Origin of the sequence: Dactylosporangium maewongense (assembly GCF_039531485.1) — a bacterium.
Lineage (GTDB): Bacteria > Actinomycetota > Actinomycetes > Mycobacteriales > Micromonosporaceae > Dactylosporangium > Dactylosporangium maewongense.
In genome coordinates this window covers 92,211-108,557 of the sequence record NZ_BAAAQD010000013.1, presented here as the reverse complement: position 1 = coordinate 108,557, position 16,347 = coordinate 92,211, and the positions used below count along the sequence as shown (strand labels likewise).

The 16,347-nt window shown below is 73.7% G+C and carries 16 protein-coding genes; 10 read left to right on the top strand and 6 right to left on the bottom strand.

What is annotated here, in order from left to right; genetic code table 11:
- Position 1 precedes the first annotated feature (1 nt).
- Genes ABD332_RS30645 through ABD332_RS30635 form a run of 3 tightly spaced genes read right to left on the bottom strand, consistent with a single transcriptional unit; the run spans position 2 to position 2,981 of the window.
- A complete protein-coding gene (locus ABD332_RS30645) occupies positions 2–1,222 on the bottom strand; it encodes a hypothetical protein (protein WP_344505810.1) in 1,221 nt (406 codons plus the stop codon).
- Complete coding sequence (locus ABD332_RS30640; protein ID WP_344505809.1) at positions 1,219–2,307, bottom strand: hypothetical protein; 1,089 nt, start codon at positions 2,305–2,307, stop codon at positions 1,219–1,221. Before ABD332_RS30640 ends, ABD332_RS30645 begins: the two co-directional genes overlap by 4 nt.
- Entirely contained in the window at positions 2,304–2,981 is a 678-nt protein-coding gene (locus ABD332_RS30635; RefSeq protein WP_344505808.1) for a helix-turn-helix transcriptional regulator, read from the bottom strand. The genes ABD332_RS30640 and ABD332_RS30635 overlap by 4 nt, the downstream gene beginning before the upstream one ends.
- A gap of 50 nt (positions 2,982–3,031) precedes the next feature.
- Between ABD332_RS30635 and ABD332_RS30630 the strand changes: the two genes are divergently transcribed.
- The gene (locus tag ABD332_RS30630; RefSeq protein ID WP_344505807.1) at positions 3,032–3,361 is read left to right on the top strand and encodes a DUF2249 domain-containing protein; all 330 of its coding nucleotides are present in this window, start codon (positions 3,032–3,034) and stop codon (positions 3,359–3,361) included.
- An 85-nt stretch (positions 3,362–3,446) separates the two neighbouring features.
- Here ABD332_RS30630 and ABD332_RS30625 read toward each other — a convergent pair whose 3' ends face one another.
- Positions 3,447–3,821 carry a group I truncated hemoglobin gene (locus tag ABD332_RS30625; RefSeq protein ID WP_344505806.1) on the bottom strand — a complete coding sequence of 125 codons (375 nt, stop codon included), beginning with the start codon at positions 3,819–3,821 and terminating at the stop codon, positions 3,447–3,449.
- A 214-nt stretch (positions 3,822–4,035) separates the two neighbouring features.
- Here ABD332_RS30625 and ABD332_RS30620 point away from each other — a divergent pair, with 214 nt between their 5' ends.
- The 9 genes from ABD332_RS30620 to ABD332_RS30580 all read left to right on the top strand — a co-directional run bounded on the left by ABD332_RS30620 (position 4,036) and on the right by ABD332_RS30580 (position 14,588).
- Entirely contained in the window at positions 4,036–4,299 is a 264-nt protein-coding gene (locus ABD332_RS30620; protein WP_344505805.1) for a pyridoxal-phosphate dependent enzyme, read from the top strand.
- A 235-nt stretch (positions 4,300–4,534) separates the two neighbouring features.
- Positions 4,535–8,197: a nitrate reductase subunit alpha gene (locus ABD332_RS30615; RefSeq protein WP_344505804.1), complete on the top strand. Its 3,663-nt coding sequence runs from the start codon at positions 4,535–4,537 to the stop codon at positions 8,195–8,197.
- Positions 8,197–9,843 (top strand): nitrate reductase subunit beta, encoded by a 1,647-nt coding sequence (narH, locus tag ABD332_RS30610; protein WP_344505803.1) that lies wholly within the window; start codon positions 8,197–8,199, stop codon positions 9,841–9,843. The genes ABD332_RS30615 and narH overlap by 1 nt, the downstream gene beginning before the upstream one ends.
- Positions 9,840–10,466 carry a nitrate reductase molybdenum cofactor assembly chaperone gene (narJ, locus tag ABD332_RS30605; protein WP_344505802.1) on the top strand — a complete coding sequence of 209 codons (627 nt, stop codon included), beginning with the start codon at positions 9,840–9,842 and terminating at the stop codon, positions 10,464–10,466. Before narH ends, narJ begins: the two co-directional genes overlap by 4 nt.
- Complete coding sequence (gene narI / locus ABD332_RS30600; RefSeq protein WP_344505801.1) at positions 10,463–11,221, top strand: respiratory nitrate reductase subunit gamma; 759 nt, start codon at positions 10,463–10,465, stop codon at positions 11,219–11,221. Before narJ ends, narI begins: the two co-directional genes overlap by 4 nt.
- A gap of 29 nt (positions 11,222–11,250) precedes the next feature.
- A complete protein-coding gene (locus ABD332_RS30595; protein WP_344505800.1) occupies positions 11,251–12,483 on the top strand; it encodes an MFS transporter in 1,233 nt (410 codons plus the stop codon).
- A 12-nt stretch (positions 12,484–12,495) separates the two neighbouring features.
- Positions 12,496–12,828 (top strand): cupin domain-containing protein, encoded by a 333-nt coding sequence (locus tag ABD332_RS30590; protein WP_344505799.1) that lies wholly within the window; start codon positions 12,496–12,498, stop codon positions 12,826–12,828.
- Between the two features lie 58 nt (positions 12,829–12,886).
- Positions 12,887–13,462, top strand: coding sequence for a SigE family RNA polymerase sigma factor (locus ABD332_RS30585; protein ID WP_344505798.1), 576 nt, complete (start codon positions 12,887–12,889; stop codon positions 13,460–13,462).
- Positions 13,449–14,588, top strand: coding sequence for a hypothetical protein (locus ABD332_RS30580; protein ID WP_344505797.1), 1,140 nt, complete (start codon positions 13,449–13,451; stop codon positions 14,586–14,588). The genes ABD332_RS30585 and ABD332_RS30580 overlap by 14 nt, the downstream gene beginning before the upstream one ends.
- On the opposite strand, the gene ABD332_RS30575 is transcribed toward ABD332_RS30580, so the two are convergent.
- Positions 14,551–15,051 carry a hemerythrin domain-containing protein gene (locus ABD332_RS30575; protein ID WP_344505796.1) on the bottom strand — a complete coding sequence of 167 codons (501 nt, stop codon included), beginning with the start codon at positions 15,049–15,051 and terminating at the stop codon, positions 14,551–14,553. The two genes, ABD332_RS30580 and ABD332_RS30575, sit on opposite strands and share 38 nt — an antisense overlap.
- 42 nt (positions 15,052–15,093) lie before the next feature.
- Positions 15,094–16,305: an EAL and HDOD domain-containing protein gene (locus ABD332_RS30570; RefSeq protein WP_344505795.1), complete on the bottom strand. Its 1,212-nt coding sequence runs from the start codon at positions 16,303–16,305 to the stop codon at positions 15,094–15,096.
- Positions 16,306–16,347: the final 42 nt, after the last annotated feature.

Below are 16,347 nucleotides of genomic sequence, written 5' to 3'. Positions count from 1 at the left end.
GTTACCTCCGGGCGGTGAGCAGGACGCGCGCCGCCGGTCCGAGGAACTGCAGCAGTGCGGCGAGGACCAGCAGTGACGTGGTGATGTGGACGTACGCGCCGACCGGCAGCAGGAACACGGCGAGCGCCGCGTTGCCCATGGCGACCCGCTGCGGCCAGTGCCGTTCGAGTCGCGCCGACCGCTGCCGTACGAGCGCCGGGCCGCCACCGAGGACGACCGGCAGCAGGTAGGTCAGCGCGCCGAGGAGGACCTGCGCGGCGAAGCCGGCGAGCAGCGGGACGAGGACGGCGCCGAAGCGGTCCGCCGCGGCGGCCGGGGTGGCGGACGACAGCAGGGTCCATGCGTCGACGCCGAGCGCGACGAGCAGCCACCCGCCCGCGGCGGCGATCGACCAGGTGGCGAACGACGCGGGTGGGCGCTGCCCGGCGGTGTGTACCGCGGGCGCGGCGGTGATCAGGACGGCGGCGGCGATGACGGCGAGCCCGCCCGCGGCGAGGACCGGCCACCAGGCGAGCACCCCGACCGCGAGCAGCGCCAGGCCGGTCACCGCCGTGGGCAGCGCGGTGCGGGCGGCCCGGGCGGCGCCGTCGGCCATGCGGGTGCGCAGCACCGTCGGCCACAGCGTGAGCAGCGTGCCCAGGACGGTCAGCGTGACCCAGCCGAGCAGGTTCACGTGCGCGTGGAACAGCAGCAGCCGCGGCCGCGTGTCGTCGTCGACCACCAGCATCCAGGCGCCGGCGGGGACGCCGGTGAGCAGTGCGACGGACGCGGCGAGGTAGTAGTGGGCGGTGACGGCGAACCGGGCTGGCAGCGCGGTCCGCACCTGCCGCGCGAGCCAGGCGAGGTGCGTGGCGACCGCGGCGAAGACAGCCCCGGCCCCGGCGACGCCGACCCACGGCAGGTCCGCGACGCCAGCGGCGAGCACCGCGACGACGCCCGCGTTGAGCACGGCCAGCCGGACCGCCTCGGCACGGCGGCGCGGCGGGGCGGGGATGCGCAGGACCGCGGCGGTGAAGTGGGCGCTCCACACCACGACGGCGTTGGTGACCGCGCCGAGCAGCAGCAGGTGGATGACCAGCCAGCGCCAGCCGGGCAGGAACGGGTGCCCGACCCCGACCGCGGCGATCCCGGCAAGGTAGGCGAGGGGTAGCGCCGCGACCCGGCGGTGCCACGCCGCCCGCCCGGTCGGTGCGGCGTCCGCGCCCACCGCGACGGCGGTCACGACAGCGCCGCTCGTGCGACCGGCGGCCGGCGGTGGGCGCGGCGGGAGAGGGCCGCGCACGCGGCGAAGCCGAGCACCGCCGCGACGTTGGCGACGCCGGACCAGCGCCACACCGCCGCCGCGCCGAAGGCGTCGCCGAGGATGACGCGGACCAGCAGCGAGGCGTGCAGCAGGGCCAGGGGCGCGTACAGCAGCGGGTGGAACGTCAACGGCACGCGCAGGACGGCCGGCAGGATCACCGGGGCGTGCACGAAGATCATCGACATGACGAAGCCGAGGAACACGGCGTGCACGGTGGCGTCGTAGCGGGCTCCGCCGCCGGTGGCGCCCGCGCCGGCCCACAGCACCCCGGCGACGCCCAGCCAGGCGTAGCCGGCGAGCAGCCCCACGGCGATGAACCGGGGCAGACCGGTGGCGCGGACGGTGCGGCGGGCCACGTCGTACACGAGCAGCCACGCCACGACGCCCAGCAGCGCCGCGCCGAACAGCTGCGTGCCGTCGGCGGGCCGGACCGTGACGGCGGCGGCACCGGCGAACAGAGCGGCCAGGGCGGCGAGGAACCAGCGCTCGGCGTGCCGCTCGAAGATGGCGACGCGGGCCAGCTCCAGGCGTTCGCCGGCGATGGTCGCGACGACGAACACGGTCAGCCACGGCACGATCTCGGCGACGGTGAAGCCGGCCAGCCACAGCAGGGTCGCGGCGTACCAGGCGAACGCCCCCGCCGCCTGGGCGAGCAGCGCGGCCTCCGGCTGGCGGCGCCACAGCGCGCGGTACACGCCGAGCAGGACCACCGAGGCGGCCATCAGCAGGACCTTGCCGGCCAGGCCCGGACCGGTCACGAGCAGCGTCAGGACGCCGAGCCCGGAGCAGGCCGGCGCCAGCAGCGCCCATCGCGCGCCCAGCGCGACCGCCCGTTCCAGGGCGATGAGCGTGCCGGCGAAGCCGAGGACCATCAGCGGCCCGTGCACCGCCTCGAGGGGCAGCGCCGGCGCCGGGACGGGGGTGCCGAGCAGGAGCAGCCCGCCATACAGGCCGGCCAGCAGCGCACCGCCGCCGGCGGCGAGCAGCGGCACCCGCGGGTTCACGACGGCACGCGCACGACGCAGGCGGCGGGCGCGCCGAACGGCTCCAGCACCGTGCCGCTGCCGGCCCCGCCCCGCTGCTCCAGGATGCCGCGGACGACCCCGAGGTGCAGGCCGCACATCGCGTCGGGGTTCTGCCCGACGAGCTCCAGGAACGGGCAGGTGTGCAGGTGGATCGTGCCCGGCTCGGCCGGCACCCGCCGCGGCCCGAACCCGAGGCCGTCGAGCACCTCCACGACCGTGTCGACCGGGTCGGCGTGCTCGCGGGCGGCCGTGGCCAGCTGCCGCCCCCAGCCCTCGCCCGCCTGGGCCGCGGCCTCCCGCGTGTCGCCGCCGGCCTTGGACAGGTGGTCCAGCAACGCGGCGGCGAGGACCCGGTAGGCGGCCGGGGCGGGCGCGGGGTCCGCGGTCGCCGCCCGGTAGCGCCAGGCCGGCCGGCCCGGCTGCCCGCCGCTGGCGCGGGCCTTGACCAGCAGCCCGGTCTCGGCGAGCCGGTCGAGGTGGGCCCGGACCGTGGACAGGTGCAGGCCGGTCTCGGCGACGACGTCCGCGGCGGTGAGGCCGCCGCCGGCGGCGCGGACCAGCTGCAGGATCGACACCCGGCTGGCCGAGCCGAGCGCCCGGTGCTGCGGCGTGTCGATCGTCTCGCCGGAAGGCCCTACCGAAGGGGTTTCCATGGTGCTTAACGTTATAACGTCAAACGACCTCAAAACCAGTGGAGGGTTCCATGTCACACGACGAAGCGACGCAGGGCTGCGGAGGGAGCTGCGGCTGCGGCGGGGATGCCGCCGGCGGCGCCGGTGACGCGCCGCTGCTGTCCATCGACCCGCGCCTCGACGTCCGTGACCTGCCGCACGGCGAGCGCCACGGCCGGGTCCTCGACGCGCTGGACGCGCTGCCCGAGGACGGTGCCCTCGTCCTCGTCGCCCCGCACGCCCCGCGACCGCTCCTGGCCGAGATCGACCGGCGCTACGCCGGGCGGTTCGCCGCCGAATGGCTGCAGTCCGGCCCCGACACCTGGCAGATCCGGCTGCACCGCACGCCGGTCCCCGCCTGACAGGTCCCGGCACGCGATCAGGTGGCGCTCGCGAGTGCGCTGAGGACCCGCTCGGACTTCGTCGTCGCCACCGTGCCCGATGCGGCTACGGAGCGACGACTGAGTCCGTCGTCGTGACGATCTGCCCACGCAGCGGGGCCAGTGCCGCGCCGATCTGGGCCACCTGATCGTCGGCCACGCCGAGGTCGGTCAGCGTGCCGGCCAGGTGGGCCACGACCGCGTCGAAGTCGGCGTCGGTGATTCCCAGCCCGGCGTGCGCGGCGGCCATGTCGCGGCCGGCGAAGATCTGCGGGCCGCCGAGCGCCGCGGTGATGAACGCCCGCTGGTGCGTCTTGAGCCGCTGGACGTCGACGCCGGTGAAGAAGCTTTCGAGGCGGGGATCCGTGAGGACGCGGGCGTAGAACTGCTCGACGGCGGCCTGGACCGCTGCCGCTCCGCCGATGGTGTCGTAGATGCTCATGTCGCCTCCTGCCTTCCGGGCGCCGCGCGGGGTGCGGCGCCGGTGATCACGCGGCCGGCCGTAGGGGATCAAGCGACCGAACAGTCACGGTGGCAAAACCTCCGAACAGCTGCTCAGAAACTATACAAGTAAATCAGAAATCACATAGATAGAGTTACTGATATAAATCTTTTTCCACGCGTCGAGCGCGGTCAGGACTCGGTAAACGTTCGTGGTGCCGGCCTGGGTCGACGTCGAACGGGCCCGCGCCGCCGCCCGCTGGCTCGCCCGGACCGAGGGCGTGCTGGTGGGGGTGTCCGGCGGCGCCGCGCTGCACGCGGCGCACACGGTGGCCCGGCGCCCGGAGCTCGCCGGCGGCACCGTCGTGGTCATCCTGCCCGACACCGGTGAGCGGTACCTGAGCACGCCGCTGTTCGAGGCCGCCGCTGCCCCCGCGGCGCCACGGCCGGCGCGGGCCCCTGCCACGCCTGGCCGGTGACCGTTCGCCGGGTGTGGCACGGACCCGGCCGGGTAGCAGGGGCGGCGTGCCGTCCGCCGGGGCGGGGGTCCCGCGCGCCCGCTTCGGTCTGATGGTCCCGATCAACTCGGGACCTTCGGCACGGTCGCCCGGGATTTCGGTGCGGTCAGATGGCATGGGATCACGCGTTCGGCTTGCCCGTCGGCACGAATAGGACGAATCTGATTCTCAAGGTCATATACGGAGGAACGTGGCGATGACGAGCGCGACCGAAAAAGCGGGCAGGGCGCTGCTGGGCGTCGGCGGGCTGGTGCGCCGGGCGGAGGTGTCCACCGACGGGCGGACGCTGCACCAGATCGGCGGGCGGGAGGCGGACAGCTTCTACCGGGACCGGTGGTCCTACGACAAGGTCGTCCGCTCCACGCACGGCGTCAACTGCACCGGCTCGTGCTCGTGGAAGGTGTACGTCAAGGACGGCATCATCACCTGGGAGCAGCAGCAGACCGACTACCCGAGCGTCGGCGCGGACCGGCCGGAGTACGAGCCCCGCGGCTGCCCGCGAGGCGCCGCGTTCTCCTGGTACACGTACTCGCCGACCCGGGTCCGCTACCCGTATGCGCGCGGGATCCTGGTCGAGATGTACCGGGAGGCGAAGGCCCGCCTCGGCGACCCGGTCGCGGCGTGGGCCGACATCCAGGCCGACCCGCAGCGCCGCCGCGCCTACCAGCGGGCGCGCGGCAAGGGCGGGCTCGTGCGGGTCTCGTGGGACGAGGCGCAGGAGCTCGTCGCCGCCGCGCACGTGCACGCCATCAAGCAGTACGGGCCGGACCGCGTCGCCGGGTTCTCGCCGATCCCCGCGATGTCGATGGTGTCGCACGCGGTCGGGGCGCGTTTCCTGTCGCTGATCGGCGGCACGATGCTGTCGTTCTACGACTGGTACGCCGACCTGCCCGTCGCGTCGCCGCAGATGTTCGGCGACCAGACCGACGTGCCCGAGTCCGGCGACTGGTGGGACGCGTCCTACCTGATGATGTGGGGCTCCAACGTCCCGGTCACCCGCACCCCCGACGCGCACTGGATGGCCGAGGCCCGCTACCGCGGGCAGAAGGTCGTCGTCGTGTCCCCGGACTACGCGGACAACGTGAAGTTCGCCGACGAGTGGATGCCCGCCCAGCCCGGCACCGACGGCGCCCTCGCCATGGCGATGGGGCACGTCGTGCTCAAGGAGTGCTTCGTCGAACGGACCGTCCCCCGGTTCGCCGACTACGTCAGCCGGTACACCGACCTGCCGTACCTGGTCGCACTGGAGCCGTGCGAGCAGGGCTACCGGCCCGGGAAGTTCATCACCGCCGCCGACCTCGGGGAGACCGACCCCGAGGCCGCGTTCCGCCCGGCGCTGTGGGACACCACGACCGGCGCGCCGGCCGTGCCGAACGGTTCGCTCGGCCACCGGTTCAGCGAGGCCGGCGTCGGCCGGTGGAACCTCGACCTCGGCGCGATCACGCCCAGGCTGAGCTGCGAGGGCGGCGACGCCGTCGAGGTCGTGCTGCCCCGCTTCGACAACGACACGCCCGAGCTGCTGCGCCGCGGCGTGCCGACCGCCACCGTCGGCGGCCGGCTCGTCACCACCGTGTACGACCTGATGCTCGCCCAGTACGGCGTGGCCCGCCCCGGACTGCCCGGGCAGTGGCCCGCCGGCTACGACGACCCGGCCGAGCCGTACACCCCGGCGTGGCAGGAGCCGATCACCGGCGTGCCGGCAGCGCAGGTCGCGAGGATCGCGCGGGAGTTCGCCGACAACGCCGAACGCTCCGGCGGCCGTTCGATGATCCTCATGGGCGCCGGCACCAACCACTGGTTCCACTCCGACGCCACGTACCGGGCGATGCTGACGCTGACGACGCTCACCGGCTGCCAGGGTGTGAACGGCGGAGGCTGGGCGCACTACGTCGGGCAGGAGAAGTGCCGGCCCGTCACCGGCTGGGCGCACCTGGCGTTCGGCCTGGACTGGTCCCGGCCGCCGCGGCAGATGATCGGCACCGCGTTCTGGTACCTGCACACCGACCAGTGGCGCTACGACCAGTACACCGCCGACGTGCTCACCTCACCCCTCGCGAAGGGCGCGTTCGCCGGCCGGCACACCGCCGACCTCCTCGCGCAGTCGGCCCGGCTCGGCTGGATGCCGTCGATGCCGAACTTCGACCGCAACCCGCTGGACGTGGCCGACGAGGCCCTCGCCGCGAACCCGGAGAACCCGGCCGCGCACGTCGCCCAGGAGCTCGTCGACGGCCGGCTCGGGTTCGCCGGTGCCGACCCCGACGCGCCGCAGAACTGGCCCCGCGTCCTCACCGTCTGGCGGGCCAACCTCCTCGGCTCGTCGGCGAAGGGCAACGAGTACTTCCTGCGGCACCTGCTCGGCACCGACGCGTCGCTGCGCGCCGCCGAGGCGCCACCGGACAAGCGGCCGCGGGACGTCGTCTGGCACGACGAGGCGCCCGAGGGCAAGCTCGACCTGCTGCTGTCGCTGGACTTCCGGATGACGTCGACCACCCTGTTCTCCGACGTCGTGCTACCCGCCGCCACCTGGTACGAGAAGCACGACCTCAACACCACCGACATGCACCCGTTCATCCACGCGTTCACGCCGGCGATCAACCCGCCGTGGCAGACCAGGACGGACTTCACCGCGTTCCACGGCATCGCCAAGGCGTTCTCCGACCTCGCCGGCCCGCACCTCGGCGTCCGCAAGGACATCGTCGCCGCACCCCTGCAGCACGACACGCCCGACGCGCTCGCCACCCCCGGCGGGATCGTGCGGGACTGGAAGGCCGGCGAGACCGCCGCCGTGCCGGGCCGCACGATGCCAAAGTTCATCGTCGTCGAACGCGACTACGGCACGGTCGCCGACAAGATGGCCTCGCTCGGACCGCTGCTGGACCGGCTCGGCACCACCACCAAGGCCGTCACCGTCGACGTGAAACCCGAGATCGAGTTCCTGAAGAAGATCAACGGCACCGTCCGCGGGGGCGTCGCCGACGGCCGCCCGCGCCTCGACACCGACATCCGCGCGTGCGAGGCGATCCTCGCCCTGTCCGGCACCACCAACGGCCGCGTCGCCACCGAAGGATTCGAGTTCCTCGAGCGGCGCACCGGGCAACGCCTCGCGGACCTCGCCCGCGAGCACGAGGGCAAGCAGATCCGGTTCGCCGACGCGCAGTCCCGGCCGGTACCGGTGATCACCAGCCCCGAATGGTCCGGCAGCGAGCACGGCGGGCGGCGCTACTCGCCCTTCACCATCAACGTCGAACGCCGCAAACCCTGGCACACGCTCACCGGGCGGCAGCACTTCTACCTCGACCACGACTGGATGCAGGAGCTCGGCGAGGAACTGCCGGTCTTCCGCCCGCCGCTGGACATGCACAAGCTCTTCGGCGAGCCGCGGCTCGGGCGCACCGGGGAGCTGGAGCTGACCGTGCGCTACCTGACCCCGCACTCGAAGTGGTCGATCCACTCCGAGTACCAGGACAACCTCATCATGCTCACGCTGTCGCGCGGCGGGCCGACGATGTGGATGTCGGAGGCCGACGCCGCGAAGATCGGCGTCACCGACAACGAGTGGATCGAAGCGGTCAACCGCAACGGCGTCGTCGTCTGCCGTGCCGTCGTCACCCACAAGATGCCCGAGGGCACCGTGTACATGTACCACGCCCAGGAACGCGTCATCGACGTGCCGAAGGCCGAGACGAACGGCCGCCGCGGCGGCATCCACAACTCGCTCACCCGGCTGCTGATCAAACCGAGCCACATCATCGGCGGCTACGCGCAGCTGTCGTTCGCGTTCAACTACCTCGGCCCCACCGGGAACCAGCGCGACGAGGTCACCGTCATCCGCCGCCGGTCCCAGGAGGTCGAGTACTGATGCGCATCATGGCCCAGATGGCGATGGTGATGAACCTCGACAAGTGCATCGGCTGCCACACCTGCTCCGTCACCTGCAAGCAGGCGTGGACCAACCGGTCCGGCGTCGAGTACGTGTGGTTCAACAACGTCGAGTCCCGCCCCGGGCAGGGGTACCCGCGCACGTACGAGAACCAGCAACGCTGGGAAGGCGGGTGGACCCGCACCCGGACCGGGCGGCTCAAGCCGCGCGCCGGCGGCCGGGTGAAGAAGCTGCTCAGCATCTTCGCCAACCCCAAGCTGCCGTCCATGCAGGACTACTACGAGCCGTGGACCTACGACTACGAGCACCTGCTCACCGCGCCCGCCGGCGACGACACCCCCGTCGCCCGCCCCAAGTCGCTGCTCACCGGCCGGGACACGAAGGTCACCTGGTCGGCGAACTGGGACGACTCCCTCGCCGGCGGCAACGAGGTCGCCGCCGGCGACCCGATCCTCGCGCAGCTGTCCGACCAGGTCCGCCAGGAGTACGAGAAGGCGTTCCTGTTCTTCCTGCCGCGCATCTGCGAGCACTGCCTCAACCCGTCGTGCGCCGCGTCGTGCCCGTCCGGCGCGATCTACAAGCGGGCCGAGGACGGCATCGTGCTCGTCGACCAGGACCGCTGCCGCGGCTGGCGGATGTGCGTCACCGGCTGCCCGTACAAGAAGGTCTACTTCAACCACCGCACCGGCAAGGCCGAGAAGTGCACGTTCTGCTTCCCGCGGATCGAGATCGGCCAGCCGACCATCTGCTCCGAGACGTGCGTCGGGCGGCTGCGCTACATCGGCCTGATGCTGTACGACGCAGACCGGGTCGGCAAGGCCGCCGCCGTCAAGGACGAGCGCGAGCTCTACGCCGCGCAACGGTCGGTGTTCCTGGACCCGAACGACCCGCAGGTCGCCGCCGCGGCCCGCGCCTCCGGCATCCCCGAGGACTGGATCGCCGCGGCGCAACGCTCCCCGATCTGGGACCTCATCATGAAGTACGAGGTGGCGCTGCCGCTGCACCCGGAGTACCGCACCATGCCGATGGTCTGGTACATCCCGCCGCTGTCGCCGGTCGTCGACGCGCTCACCGGGACCGGCCACGACGGCGAGGAGGTCGGGAACCTGTTCGGCGCCGTCGACGCGCTGCGCATCCCCGTCGACTACCTCGCCGGGCTGTTCACCGCCGGCGACCCCGCACCGGTCACCGCCGTGCTGCGCCGCCTGGCCGCGATGCGCTCCTATCAGCGGCGGATCAACCTCGGCGAGGAGCGCGACGAGTCGATCGCCGCCACCGTCGGCATGACCGGCACACAGATGGACGACATGTACCGCCTGCTCGCGATCGCCAAGTACGAGGAGCGGTACGTCATCCCGGCCGCCCACCCCGAGCTGATCGAGGACGCGCACCGGCTCGAACGGCTCGGCACCGAATGCAGCCTGGAGGACGGGCCGTTCGGCGAGTCATCCGGCACGCCGGCGCCGATCGCGATCGAGAACTTCCACATGCTGCGCAACCGGCAGACCGCCGACACCGGCGCCGCGCCCTCGGACAAGGAGACCCGGGTGAACCTGCTCAACTGGGACGGCAAGGGCACCCCGGAGGGCCTGTTCCCGCCGAAGAACGACGGCGGTGACCCGTGACCGCCCGCACCGCTTGGCGTCCCGTCGCCGCCCGCGCGGCGTCCCTGCTGCTGCGCTACCCCGATGACGAGGTGCTGGCCGCGGTGCCGACGATCACCGCCGCCCTCGACGGGCTCCCACCGGGCGTCGCCGCGCCGCTGCGGCTCGTCGCCGAACACCGCGGCGGCGACGCGGGCCGGCTCACCGCCGAGTACGTGGAGCTGTTCGACTTCCGGCGCCGGTGCTGCCTGCACCTGACGTACTACACCTGTGGCGACACCCGCCGGCGCGGCGAGGCCCTGGTCCTGTTCGCAGCCGGGTACAAGGCCGCCGGTCTGGAGCTGGTCGACGGGGAGCTGCCCGACTACCTGCCCGCCGTCCTCGACCTCGCCGCCGCGCCCGATCCCGCTGCCGACCACGGCTGGCGGCTGCTGCGGGAGAACCGGATCGGCCTCGACCTGCTGAGCGGGGCCCTCGACGGCTCCGTGTACAGGCACGCGATCGAGGCGGTCCGCGCGATGCTGCCACCGGCCCAGCCCGGTGACCTCGCCGCCGCCGTCCGGCTCGCCCGCACCGGCCCGCCCGTCGAGCAGGTCGGCCTCGAACCGTTCGGACTCGTCGACACCACCGGAGGCCGCCGATGAACGTCCTGCTCTGGGTCGTGTATCCGTACGTCGCCGTCGCGATCCTCGCCGGCGGCCTGATCTGGCGCTACCGCTACGACAAGTTCGGCTGGACGACCCGCTCGTCGCAACTGTACGAGACCGCCGTCCTGCGCTGGGGCAGCCCGCTGTTCCACTTCGGCGTCCTGATGGTCCTCATCGGGCACGTCGGCGGTCTGGTGGTGCCGAAGGCGTGGACGGAGGCGGTCGGGATCACCGAGCACGCCTACCACCTGTCGGCCGTGTTCATCGGTACCGTCGCCGGCCTCTGCACCCTGATCGGCATGGCGATCCTCATCGCCCGCCGCCGGCTCACCGGGCCGGTCTTTGCCGCCACCACGAAGAACGACAAGGGCATGTACCTGGTGCTCGCCGCCGTCATCGTCCTCGGCCTGCTCGCCACCGTGAAGGCGAACATCGCCGGCGACGGCTACGACTACCGCGAGACGATCTCCCCCTGGTTCCGGTCGCTGTTCGTCTTCCAGCCCGACCCGGACCTCATGGCGGGCGTGCCGACGTCGTTCCAGGTCCACATCATCATGGCGTTCGCGCTGTTCGCGTTCTGGCCCTTCACCCGGCTCGTGCACGCGTTCAGCGCCCCCGTCGGCTACCTCACCCGCCCCTACGTGGTGTACCGCAGCCGCGACGCCAGGCCCGGGCTGCGCCCCGCCCGCCCCGGCTGGGAGGGCCCGCCGAAGCTGCCCACCACCGACGACGCCTCCGCCCGCCGGCGGTAACGCCGGCCCGACCACCGCCGAGGTATGAGATGGCGAGAACCGGCAGACCCGCCACCAAGAAGGCGGCCGCACCACCGGCGCCGGCGGTGACCCCGCCCGGCGCCGGGCGGAACCTGATCCTGGCGACGATCGGGTTCACCGTGAACTTCTGGGCCTGGGCGCTGCTCGGCCCGCTCGGGCCCGGCGTCAAGGAGCGCCTCGGGCTGAGCTTCGCCGCCCAGTCGCTGCTCGTCGCCGTGCCCGTCGTCGTCGGATCGCTCGGCCGCATCCCGGTCGGCGCCCTCACCGACCGGTACGGCGCGCGCGTCATGTTCCCGCTCGTCAGCCTCGCCACCATCGTGCCCGTGCTGACCCTGACCGTCGTGTCGTCCTACCCGGCGCTCATCGTCACCGGGTTCTTCCTCGGCCTCGGCGGCACCACCTTCGCCGTCGGCGTCCCGCTCGTCTCCGGCTGGTACCCGCCGGCCCGCAAAGGCTTCGCGCTCGGCGTGTTCGGCATCGGGACCGGCGGCACCGCCATCGCCAACTTCAGCACCGTCAAGCTCGCCGACGCGTACGGTGCGGACACGCCGTTCCTCATCGTGGCCGCCGTCCTCGCCGTCTACGCGGTGCTCGCCTTCCTGCTGATGCGGGACGCGCCGGGCCGGCAGCCACCGGCCGGCTCTGCGGTCTCCCGCGTCCTGGCCGTGAGCCGGCTCGGCGTCACCTGGCAGCTGTGCTTCCTCTACGCGGTCGGCTTCGGCGGGTTCGTCGCCTTCAGCGTGTACCTGCCCGCCTACCTGAAGACCGTCTACGGGCTCACCGCCGACGACGCCGCGCTGCGCACCGCCGGGTTCGTCGTCCTCGCCGTGATCGCCCGGCCCACCGGCGGCTGGCTCTCCGACCGGTTCCACCCCGTGCCGGTCCTCGTCTGGTGCTTCACCGGCACCGCGCTCTTCGCCGTCGTGCAGGCGTTCCAGCCGGCCCTGATGCCGGTGGCCACCATCGCGTTCCTCGGCCTGGCGGCCCTGCTCGGCGCGGCCGCCGGCGCCGTCTTCGCCCTCGTCGGCAAGGTCGCCCCCGCCGACAAGGTCGGCGCCGTCACCGGCGTCGTCGGCGCGGCAGGCGGCCTCGGCGGGTTCGTCCCGCCACTCGTCATGGGCTGGGTGTACGGCGTGGAAGGCTCCTACGCCATCGGCCTGATGCTGCTGTCGGACGTCGCCCTCGCCGCCGCCGTCTACACCGCCGTCAAGATGAGCACCCTGGCCCGCCGCACCACCTGAAAGGAACCCGACATGTCCTCGTCATCGCTGCCCGCACTCGTCGAACAGCACCTGGCGACCGCCCGCACCGCCTCCAGCGGCCGCAGCGCCCAGACCCTGTACGGCGGTCACGAGCGCACACTGCACCAGACGCTCATCGCCCTGGCCGCCGGCCGCAAGCTCGACGAGCACGAGAACCCCGGCGAGGCCACCCTGCACGTGCTGCACGGCCGGGTCCGGCTCGCCACCGCCACCGACGCCGTTGAGGCCGCCGCCGGCGACCTGCTCGCCATCCCGGACGCCCGGCACACCCTCGAGGCCCTCGACGACGCCGCCGTCCTCCTCACCGTCGCCAAGCCGCACTGAGCCACCCGGCTGTCAACCGCCGGTGCCGGCCATCCGGTTTACTCGGCGGGAGGGCCGGATGACGCGAACACCCGCACCACCGGAAGGCTTCGCCGAGTTCGTGGCGGCGCGGTCGCACGTGCTGCTGCGGGCGGCGTGGCTGCTGACCGGCGACGCCGGGCGGGCCGAGGACCTCCTGCAGACGGCGCTCGCGCGCAGCTGGCAGCACTGGGACAGGATCGCGGTCGGCGGCAGCCCCGAGGCGTACGTGCGGCGGGTCCTCTACACCACCTACTCCAGCTGGTGGCAGCGGCGCTGGCGCGGCGAGCTGCCGAGCGCGGCGCCGCCGGAGCGGGCCAGCGGCGAGGACGTCGCCGCCGAGTCGGCCGGGCGGGACGGGGTGCGGCGCGCGCTCGCCCGGCTCACCGGCCGGCAGCGGGCCGTGGTCGTGCTGCGCTATGTGGAGGACCGCACCGTCGCGGAGACGGCGGAGCTGCTGGGCTGCACCGAGGGCACGGTGAAGACCCTGGCCTTCCGGGCGCTGCGGGCGCTGCGCGAGGACGACGCGGTGCGGGCGCTGCTCATCGACGAGGGAATCGACGAGGGAATCGGCGAGGGAATCGACGGGGGAGTGCGACACCATGACGCGTCCTGACGGCGACGGCCGGGCCATCGGCCGACTCCTCGACGGTCTCGTGCCGGAGCTCGCGACGCCGCCGGACCGGCTCGCGGCGGTCGGCCGGAAGGTGCGGCGCCGGCGGCGGCTCACCGGGGTGCTGGCCGCGGTGGCCGTGGCAGCCGTGCTGATCGGCGGGGCGGCCGCCTTCGCCACCGCCAGGCCCGGTCCCAGCGTGCCGGCCGGGCCGGACACGGCGGTTCCTGGCCGGCCCGGCGCCGGCGACTGCCCGGCGGCGCCGCCGGCGCGGTTCGGCGGGGGCAACGGGGACCTGCCGTCCAGCGCGGCCGGCGACCTCGCCCGGGCCGGCGCGGTCCGTGCCGTGTTCTGCCGGTACATCGAGGTCCCGGAACTGCACGTGCGGCGGCCCGGCCCGCCGCGGCGGCTCGTGCTGACCCGCGACGTCGGCGGCCTGGTCACCGCGTTGAACACCCTCCCGACCAGCGACATCGACCCGTGCTTCACCGTGGGCCTCGGCGGCGGGTACCTCACCCTGGAGTACGGCGACGGCGGCCGCGCGACGGTCGAGTTCGCGAGCGCGTGCGGGTTCGTGCGGCGCGGGACGGTCACCCGGTATCAGGGCGACCGGGCGGTCGAGGCGTTCGACCGCCGGTTCGTGGCGCAGGCGCTCGCGGCGGCGCGGCCGGGTGACGTGCCCGCCGCGGGCTGCGCGCAGCGGCTCACGACCGGGCCCGCCGACGGCAGGTTCAGCCCGGACCCCGTCGCCGACTTCTGGACCGTCACCTACGGCGCCGACCGCCGCTACCTGTCGGCGCCGCTCGCCGTCGTCACCGCCTGCCGGTACGTGCGCGGCGACGGGGACGCGTGGGACCGCACCCGCCAGGTCACCGACCGGGGCGCCGCCGGTGACGCGGCCACGGCGGTGAACGCGGCGGCGGAGGCGACCGCCGGTGAGATCCCGTACCTGCACTGCTCGGCGCCGCCGGGGACGGTCGACGTCCTCGTGCTGCGCGACGTGCTCGGCGAGACCCGCGAGGTGCGGGTCACCCGCGACGCCTGCCCGGTGGTGACCTTCGACTTCGAGGGCGCCCCGCCGTCGCCGGCCCTCAACGCCGTGCTGGACCGCCTGCTGGGGAGGCCGTAGGGGAGCCGACGCGGGCGCGGACCGCGTCGACGGCGTCCCAGTCGGCGCCGCTGAGGCTGATCAGCGCGGCCGGGAACACGCCGTCCTGCTCCTTGAGGATGTGGTCGCGCAGCACGTCGAGGATCCGCACGAACCGGTCGGGCCACGCGGGGTCGGTGGGCGTGCCGGCGGCGGCCTGCCCGAGCACCGCCTCGATCGCGTCGTGCTCCGCCTCCAGGGCGGCGACCTGGTCCGGGAACTCGCCCGCCAGCAGCGGGAACAGCCCCTTCTCCTCGACCTCGGTGTGCGGGCCGAGCACCGCGGCGATCCGCCGGGCCAGGTCCGCCATCCCGCCGGTGTCGGCGGCGGCGCGGGCCGCGCGGACCTCGCCGATCAGGTTCACCACCGTGTCGTGCTCGCGGGTCAGCTCATCGATCGCCGCCAGGGTCTGGCAGCCGCAGTATTCGCACACGCTTCCGAGCATCCGTCCGCTGTCACCCTCCTGACCAGGGACCTTGGTCCCGGATCAGGCGGAGCGGACGGCCTGCGTCGTCCTCGTCGCCCACGCGAGGGCCGCCAGGTGCTTGATGAGGAGGTTGCCGCCGCCGCGGGTCGGGGCGCCCCGTTCGTGGGCGCCGACCGCGGCGAGCACGTCGCCGAGCGCGCCCGCGCCGTGCAGCAGCCCGTCGCGGACCGCCGGGGCCAGGGGCAGCGAGCCGGCGAGGGCCTCGATCGGCAGGCCCAGCAGGCCCGCGACGGCGTCGAGCAGGCCCGCCGTGAACGCCTCGTCGCCGTCGACGCCGGTGCTCTCCGCGATCAGCCGGCACAGCTGCGCGTGGACGAGGATGTCGGCGGTCTGCTCCTCGCCGGCCTCGGTGAGGTCGCCGACGAGCATCAGCGTCACCCAGTCGCGGATCTGGGCGGTGCCGAGCATGACGACCGCCTCGTGCACCGACGACACCCGGTGCGCGGCGCCGGCCGCGGCGGCGTTGACCGCCTTCAGCATCCGGTAGCTCAGCGCCGGGTCGCCCGACACGATCGACACGACCCGGTCCAGCCCCACGTCGGGCGCCATCAGCAGGCCGAGCAGGTGCACGCAGCGCAGCCGGGAGGCGCTCAGCGTCCGGGCCGACACGACCGCTGGCCGGCTCAGCGCGTACCCCTGGAACAGCTCGAACCCGAGCGCCTTCGCCTCCGCCACGTCGTCGGCGGTCTCCAGCCGCTCGGCGACGAACCGCAGGTGCGGGTGCGCGGCCCGGGCGGCGAGGATCGCCCGGCGCTGCGCGTCCGTCGTGCCCAGGAAGTCGACCTTCACGTAGGACGCGAGGGCGAAGAGCCGCTCGTGCCCCGACCCGGGGACGAAGTCGTCGAGGGCGATGACGTACCCGCGGCCGACCAGCGCGGCGACGCCCTCGACGAGCCGGTCGTCGACGTCGACGGTCTCGAGCACCTCCAGGACGGCGTGCCCGGGGGCGAACGGCACCGGCAGCTCGCCGAGCAGGAAGTCGGCGGTGAGGTTGATGAAGCAGGGCCGCCCGCCGGCGAGCTCCTCGACGCCGACGGTGGTGAACGCGGCGACCATCACCTGGCTCGTCGCGAACGACCCGCCGTCCGTCGCGGCGCCGGCCCGGGGCCCGTCGCGGAACAGCAGCTCGTACGCCGCGACGTCGCCCTGCCGGTCGTAGATGGCCTGGCGACCCACGTGGACGTCCGCGACCTCAGGTATGACGTTGGACATGCGTTTCCCGATCCGTGTGCGGCAGAACACCCTGCGTCACCG

What these genes read in the sequence shown, in the direction of transcription:
- ABD332_RS30575 (WP_344505796.1), bottom strand. Translation starts at nt 15,051, where the DNA reads ATGCTCGGAAGCGTGTGCGAATACTGCGGCTGCCAGACCCTGGCGGCG.
- ABD332_RS30630 (WP_344505807.1), top strand. Translation starts at nt 3,032, where the DNA reads ATGTCACACGACGAAGCGACGCAGGGCTGCGGAGGGAGCTGCGGCTGC.
- ABD332_RS30615 (WP_344505804.1), top strand. Translation starts at nt 4,535, where the DNA reads ATGACGAGCGCGACCGAAAAAGCGGGCAGGGCGCTGCTGGGCGTCGGC.
- ABD332_RS30590 (WP_344505799.1), top strand. Translation starts at nt 12,496, where the DNA reads ATGTCCTCGTCATCGCTGCCCGCACTCGTCGAACAGCACCTGGCGACC.
- ABD332_RS30570 (WP_344505795.1), bottom strand. Translation starts at nt 16,305, where the DNA reads ATGTCCAACGTCATACCTGAGGTCGCGGACGTCCACGTGGGTCGCCAG.
- ABD332_RS30595 (WP_344505800.1), top strand. Translation starts at nt 11,251, where the DNA reads ATGGCGAGAACCGGCAGACCCGCCACCAAGAAGGCGGCCGCACCACCG.
- ABD332_RS30625 (WP_344505806.1), bottom strand. Translation starts at nt 3,821, where the DNA reads ATGAGCATCTACGACACCATCGGCGGAGCGGCAGCGGTCCAGGCCGCC.
- ABD332_RS30580 (WP_344505797.1), top strand. Translation starts at nt 13,449, where the DNA reads ATGACGCGTCCTGACGGCGACGGCCGGGCCATCGGCCGACTCCTCGAC.
- narH (WP_344505803.1), top strand. Translation starts at nt 8,197, where the DNA reads ATGCGCATCATGGCCCAGATGGCGATGGTGATGAACCTCGACAAGTGC.
- ABD332_RS30585 (WP_344505798.1), top strand. Translation starts at nt 12,887, where the DNA reads ATGACGCGAACACCCGCACCACCGGAAGGCTTCGCCGAGTTCGTGGCG.
- narI (WP_344505801.1), top strand. Translation starts at nt 10,463, where the DNA reads ATGAACGTCCTGCTCTGGGTCGTGTATCCGTACGTCGCCGTCGCGATC.
- ABD332_RS30635 (WP_344505808.1), bottom strand. Translation starts at nt 2,981, where the DNA reads ATGGAAACCCCTTCGGTAGGGCCTTCCGGCGAGACGATCGACACGCCG.